This window comes from Pseudomonas viridiflava (assembly GCF_900602065.1).
Taxonomy (GTDB): Bacteria; Pseudomonadota; Gammaproteobacteria; order Pseudomonadales; family Pseudomonadaceae; genus Aquipseudomonas.
The window spans coordinates 1-282 of the sequence record NZ_UWFN01000356.1 but is presented as its reverse complement, the minus strand read 5'-3'; the positions used below and the strand labels follow the sequence as shown (position 1 = coordinate 282).

The 282-nt window shown below is 58.5% G+C and carries 1 pseudogene; it reads left to right on the top strand.

Annotated elements, in window-relative coordinates:
* A pseudogene (locus EE949_RS28940) lies at positions 1–265 on the top strand (ABC transporter substrate-binding protein); the annotation flags it as partial.
* Between the last annotated feature and the right edge of the window lie 17 nt (positions 266–282).

The following is a 282-nucleotide window of genomic DNA, read 5'->3' as shown; positions in this document are numbered from 1 at the left end:
CAGCTGTGCCGCCGTCAAAGGCAGCAACTACGCCAAATGGTGCGACCCGGCGTACGACAAGCTGGTACAGCAGGCAAAGCTGACGACCAACCGCGACGAGCGCATCAAGCTGTATCAACAGGCCCAGCACATTCTCAAGCAGCAGGTGCCGATCACACCGATTGCCAACTCCAGGGTTTCCCAGCCGATGCGCAAGGAAGTGCAGGACTTCAAGATCAGTCCATTCGGGCTGACACCGTTCTACGGGGTCAGTCTGAGCAAGTGAGGTAACAGTCGCAGCCC